This is a genomic window from Edaphobacter sp. (assembly GCF_035532915.1).
Taxonomy (GTDB): domain Bacteria; phylum Acidobacteriota; class Terriglobia; order Terriglobales; family Acidobacteriaceae; genus Edaphobacter.
This window is the reverse complement of sequence record NZ_DATKQC010000405.1, coordinates 1-5635: the sequence shown is the minus strand read 5'-3', so window position 1 is coordinate 5635 and position 5635 is coordinate 1. Positions and strand designations below refer to the sequence as shown.

Annotated in this window: 5 protein-coding genes; 4 read left to right on the top strand and 1 reads right to left on the bottom strand. The window is 59.4% G+C overall.

Annotation, left to right across the window (positions count from 1 at the left end; genetic code table 11):
* Positions 1-196: 196 nt before the first annotated feature.
* Complete coding sequence (locus tag VMU57_RS19060) at positions 197-862, bottom strand: ATP-binding protein (protein WP_325386329.1); 666 nt, start codon at positions 860-862, stop codon at positions 197-199.
* Between the two features lie 417 nt (positions 863-1279).
* On the opposite strand from VMU57_RS19060, the gene VMU57_RS19055 reads away from it, so the two are divergent.
* From VMU57_RS19055 to VMU57_RS19040, 4 genes are all read left to right on the top strand, one after another.
* Positions 1280-1576, top strand: coding sequence for a hypothetical protein (locus VMU57_RS19055; protein ID WP_325386328.1), 297 nt, complete (start codon positions 1280-1282; stop codon positions 1574-1576).
* Positions 1577-1707: 131 nt separating this feature from the next.
* Positions 1708-1911, top strand: coding sequence for a cold-shock protein (locus VMU57_RS19050; protein ID WP_020712649.1), 204 nt, complete (start codon positions 1708-1710; stop codon positions 1909-1911).
* A 413-nt stretch (positions 1912-2324) separates the two neighbouring features.
* On the top strand, positions 2325-2906 hold the full coding sequence (locus VMU57_RS19045) for a KdsC family phosphatase (RefSeq protein ID WP_325386326.1): 582 nt from the start codon (positions 2325-2327) through the stop codon (positions 2904-2906).
* Positions 2907-2978: 72 nt separating this feature from the next.
* A partial coding sequence (locus VMU57_RS19040; protein ID WP_325386324.1) for a DEAD/DEAH box helicase occupies positions 2979-5635 on the top strand: 2657 nt, incomplete at its 3' end.

Here is a 5635-nt window from a genome sequence, read left to right as displayed (position 1 = left end):
TTCCAGCTATTCCACCCCATCGGTGGCGTCGCGGCAAGCTGCGTCTGGCCAAAGGCGGGAGCAGCAGAGAGGAGAAAGGTACAGAAGAGGCTGGCGAAAAGACGCATTGAAGAGCTCCTGAAATCGGTTACAAAGTCGCGTCTAAGCATACAACGCTGAGCCTCTCCGAAAAACCAACGCAGTCTTCAAAACACTTCTATGCCCCGTCCACCAACTCCGCATAGACAAACCCATCCCGTTCCACCCGCTCTCCCGCCTCCACCGGAATCTCCTCCGAGAACATAGGCCCTGCCCAGCAGAAGGTGTGGAACTCTCCATTCTCCCCGCACGGATCGACACCCTCAGGCAACTCGGCCAGCAGAGCCGTATCCCACTCCCGCCCCGTAAACTCCGCCGGAACCTTCCTCGGATCGACGCACGTCAGCCTCGCCCGCAGGCCACCCGCCATCATCTGCTCTGCCAGCACATCCGTCGGAATCCCCCAAACCGGAAACACCGGCTCCAGCCCCGTCCCCGCCAGCTTCGCCACCCGGTATGCCCGGATCTCCTCCAGGAAAAGATCTCCAAACGACACCCCGGCAAATCCCTCCCGCACCGCCCGCTCGCACGTCACCGCCATGCGCGCCTCATACTCCTCGTTCGAGCAGGGAAAAGGCAGGTCCACCTTCCACAGCGGCAGCCCAGCCATCTCTGCCTGCCGCTCCAGCAGCTCCTCGCGAAACCCATGGATCGCCACCCGCCGAAACCGCTCATTCACGGTGGTCAGCAAACCGCCCACCTCGAACTCGCCCGCCTGCCGCAAAAGGTGCAGCGCCCAGGCCGAATCCTTGCCTCCGCTCCAGCTCAAAAGAATCTTCTTCATCCCCCTATCAAAGCACGCCCAACCCTCCTCCGCGCAGGTCAGGCCGCCCTCATCTCGCTCGGTCTTGCTTGACGCGGCTGCTACAATTACCCTGGAGGCTGCACGGCAACTGCCGCTGCAGCCGTATTCGTTTAGCGCGATCTAAATCATTTCAAATGAATACTTTATAGGTAAACCATCTGGAATGAAGACTTTGCAATTTAAAGTGTTTGTTATGAAGACTTTGGGTCCTTTTTGGAGGGGGGTGGGTACCCTCCTGCCCCGAAGGGGTGGCGAACGCCCGACGGCTAACTCCAGACGCAAATCGGTATCCAAAGGACACGAAAGTTGAGCACGCCTGTTCTCGATCTTTCACCGCAACTCGGTAGCTTACAGTTGTGTTCAATCCGCCAGTACTAAAGAAGGAGAAACAATAAGATGAAGAGATTCCTCCTCCCCACCGTCTGCGGCCTTCTCATTACGGCAGGCATCGCTCAGGCTCAAATAGCCATCCGCATCGGCCCTCCGGCACCGCGTCGCGAAGTCATTCCTCCTCGCCCCCGCGCCCATCGTGACTGGGTCTGGCAGGGCGGTTACAACCGCTGGGACGGTCAGCGTTACGTTTGGGTTCCCGGAGCCTACGCTGCACCTCCTCGCCGTGGAGCCCGCTGGGTTCCCGGCCACTATCGCCACACTCCCCGAGGCTACTTCTGGGTGGAAGGCCACTGGCGTTAGCCTGCGGTCGCTTTCAGGGCCTTCCTTTTGGAGGGGCCCTGCAAACATTCTCCGAATTTTCCACTTAACTGTCTGTGTACCTGCTACCATCAGGGTGTCGGCGAAATATCGCCTGCAATCAGGAGCATCAAATGGCAAACGGAACAGTAAAATGGTTTAACGACGCAAAAGGCTTTGGTTTCATCACCCCGGAAGACGGTGGCGAGGACCTCTTCGCGCATTACTCGGCAATCAACTCCAGCGGCTTCAAGTCCCTGCAGGAAGGCCAGCGCGTGACCTTCGACATCACCACCGGCCCCAAGGGCAAGCAGGCTGCCAACATCCAGCCCGCCTAACTTCGGCCCTTACCCGCAACAAGAGATTGAAAATAAAAGCTGCATACGGCATGAAAGTGTCGTCTGCAGCTTTTGTTGTATGAAACCCATTGCATAAAACACGACAAGCTTTGATGAATATGCATATAATTTCGAGGTCATGCAGACCAGCCCAGAGATTCGCTGCAAAGAGTGTCACTCTACCAACACGACACGTTCCACCCGCAAGACATTCTTTGAGCGCGTGATCCTGCTTCGTCTAGGGCTGCACCCATGGAAGTGTCTGACCTGCAAACACCGATTCTTTTCCCGAGATCGCGGCCCCAAAAAGCAGAGCAACCGGGATATTCATCCCACGGCTGGAACAATATTGCCAGGTTGATGGCAGTGTTCTCTTAGTCCTTCCCGAAGAGTCTGCAGGTTATCATCGTTAGATGACTGCTGAAGACCGCGCAAAAAATATCAAAGTCCTCATCTTCGATGTCGACGGTGTCCTCACCGACGGCCAGATCTTCGTCATTCCCGGTCCTGACGGCCACGGAATTGAAGCCAAAGGTTTTGCCGCCCACGACGGCCTCGGCATCTCGCTCGCGCGTCTCGGCGGCCTGCGTATCGGCATCATCACCAAGCGCCAATCGCAGACCGTGGCCATTCGCGCCAACGACCTGAAGCTGGAGTTCATCTATCAGGGCCAGTCCCACAAGATGAACGCCATCAACGAGATTCTCGCCAAGGCCGGCATCACCATCGACCAATTGGCCTATGTCGGCGACGACATCATCGACCTTCCGGTGATGCGTGCCTGCGGCCTCGCCATCGCTACCGCCAACGCCCGCGAACAGGTCAAAGCCGTTGCCCACTTCATCACGCTCAATCCCGGCGGAAGCGGTGCGGGACGCGATGCGATTGACTTCATCCTCACGGCTCAGGGTTCGCTCGACAAAGTCATCGAAGAATATCTCGACGAGAGCAATGCTGCTGCCGCAACCGCTGATGTAGGCACCGGTAACATGTAGATAAGCAAGGGGCGTATGGCGGGCAGCGGAAGGGCGAACAAAGATCGAACGGGTTCGCGCTACAATCTCCCCATGCCGCCCGCCGAAATCCCCGCCTCTCTCGCCTGGGCGCATCCCGTCACGGCAGAGTGGTTCGTCAAAAAATTCGGCACTCCAACCGAGCCGCAGGAACAGGGCTGGCCCAGCATTCTCGCGGGGAATACCACCCTCATCTCTGCGCCGACGGGCAGCGGAAAGACTCTCGCTGCGTTTCTCGTCTGCATCGACCGCCTGCTCCGCCAGGCCATCGCAGGAACGCTCGCGCCGTGCACGCAGATCGTTTACGTCAGTCCACTCAAGGCACTGTCCAACGACGTCCAAAAGAACCTCGACCAGCCTCTTCGCGAAATTCAACAACTCGCTCTCGAACGCGGCTATCTTTCCACCGAGATCCGCACCGCAGTCCGCACCGGCGACACGCTGCCCAAAGAGCGCGCCGCCATGCTCCGCAACCCGCCGCACATCCTCGTCACCACACCTGAGTCGCTCTACATCCTGCTCACCGCAGGCAAATCGCGCGAGCATCTTCGTCGCATCAACACCGTCATCATCGACGAGATCCACGCCGTAGCCGACGACAAGCGCGGATCGCATTTAGCGTTGTCGCTCGAACGCCTCGAAGCTCTGGTCTGTGGCGAAAACAGGCTCTCGCCGGGAGCATTTCTCACCGGCCTCTCCACGCCGCCGCTCAGAATCGGCCTCTCCGCGACGCAGAATCCCATTGAACTCGTAGCCAGTTTTCTCACCGGAACTCACGCCACTCGCAAGCCTGCAACCATCGTTCAGGTTGGCCAGCGCCGTCACCTCGATCTCGCCATCGAAGTTCCCAGCGACGAACTCGGCTCCGTCACCAACACCACCATGTGGGAAGAGATCTTCGACAAACTCGCCGCCCACGCGCAAAACCACCGCTCCACATTGGTCTTCGTCAACACCCGCCGTCTCGTAGAAAAGATTGCCTTCGCCCTTGCCGAACGTCTCGGCAGCGAAGACGTGGCCGCGCATCACGGCAGCCTCTCGCGAAATCTCCGACTCGATGCAGAACAACGCCTCAAGCGCGGCGAGATCAAGATTCTTGTTGCCACAGCATCGCTCGAACTCGGCATCGACATCGGCGATATCGATCTCGTCTGTCAGATCAGCACCACCCGCGCCGTCGCCGTGGCCATGCAGCGAGTAGGTCGCGCCGGTCACTGGCGCGGAGCCATCCCCAAAGGCCGCTTCTTCGCCACCACACGCGACGACCTGCTCGAGCAGGCTGCGCTCATTCGCAAGATGCGCGCCGGAGAACTCGACCAGCTTGAAATTCCGCCGCAACCTATCGACGTCCTCATGCAACAGATCGTCGCCTGCTGCGGAGCAGAACCATGGGAAGAAGACACCCTCTACAACGTCCTCCACCGCGCCTATCCCTACCGAGACCTGACCCGCGAGCGCTTCGATGAGCTCATCACATTGCTCCACGAAGGCATCGAATCCAGTCGCGGACGCTACGGCGCTTATCTGCTCCGCGACGGCATCCAGCGGCAGCTCCATCCTCGTCGCGGTGCGCGCATGATCGCTATTTCCAACGGCGGCAGCATCCCCGATGCTGCGCTCTTCAACGTCATCCTTCAGCCCGATGGTGTGCAGATCGCCACGCTCGACGAGCACTTCGCCGTCGACTCCAGCCCAGGCGATGTTGTTCTCCTCGGCAACACAAGCTGGCGCATCCAGCGCATCGAGGCCGCAGGCCGCGTCCTCGTCGAAGACGCCCACGGCGCATCGCCGACGCTGCCTTTCTGGTTCGGCGAAGCCCCGCAGCGCACGGCAGTTCTATGCGATGGCGTCGGCGAACTGCGCGAACAAATCTCTGCCCTTACTCCCAATGTTCCTCCCGGATACATCTCCCCGTCTCAACCGGAGGTGGCTGCCGCCACAGCATGGCTCATGGAAGAGTGTGGCGTCTGCGCCAGCGGAGCCCAGCAACTGATCGCCTACATCGTCACCGGGCGAGCGGTCCTCGGCGCTGTTCCCAGCAAGACCACCATCATCGCCGAGCGCTTCTTCGATGAAGGCGGAGGCATGCAACTCATCCTTCACGCTCCCTTCGGAGGCCGCATCAACAAGGCCTGGGGCCTTGCTCTGCGCAAGCGCTTCTGCCGCGGCTTCAACTTCGAACTACAGGCCGCTGCGACTGACAATGGCATCAACATCTCGCTCGCCGAGCAGCACAGCTTCCCGCTCTCCGACGTCTTCCAGTTCCTCACCGAACAAACCGTCAAGGAACTTCTCGAACAAGCGGCCATCGCGTCGCCCATCTTCAAAACTCGCTGGCGCTGGGCCGCCGGACGCAGCCTGCAACTGCTTCGCTTCTGCAAGGGCAAGCGCATTGCTCCGCAAATTCAGCGCACCCGCTCCGAAGATTTGCTCGCGAACGTCTTTCCACAAGCCGCAGCCTGCTTTGAGACCATCGTCGGTGATATTCAGATTCCCAACCATCCTCTCGTCGATGAGGTCATGCAGGACGTGCTGCAGGAGGCGATGGATCTTGAAGGCCTGATTGAAGTCCTCAAAGGAATCAAAGAGGGAAGCATCCGCTGTCTTGCCGTTGACACTCCGGTCCCCTCGCAATTCGCGCACGAACTTATCAACGCCAATCCCTACGCCTTCCTCGATGACGCGGGACTGGAAGAACGCCGTGCCCGCGC

Bases quoted from the DNA above. Each gene is read 5' to 3' on its own strand.
- VMU57_RS19045 (WP_325386326.1), top strand. From the start codon at position 2,325: ATGACTGCTGAAGACCGCGCAAAAAATATCAAAGTCCTCATCTTCGAT.
- VMU57_RS19050 (WP_020712649.1), top strand. From the start codon at position 1,708: ATGGCAAACGGAACAGTAAAATGGTTTAACGACGCAAAAGGCTTTGGT.
- VMU57_RS19060 (WP_325386329.1), bottom strand. From the start codon at position 862: ATGAAGAAGATTCTTTTGAGCTGGAGCGGAGGCAAGGATTCGGCCTGG.
- VMU57_RS19055 (WP_325386328.1), top strand. From the start codon at position 1,280: ATGAAGAGATTCCTCCTCCCCACCGTCTGCGGCCTTCTCATTACGGCA.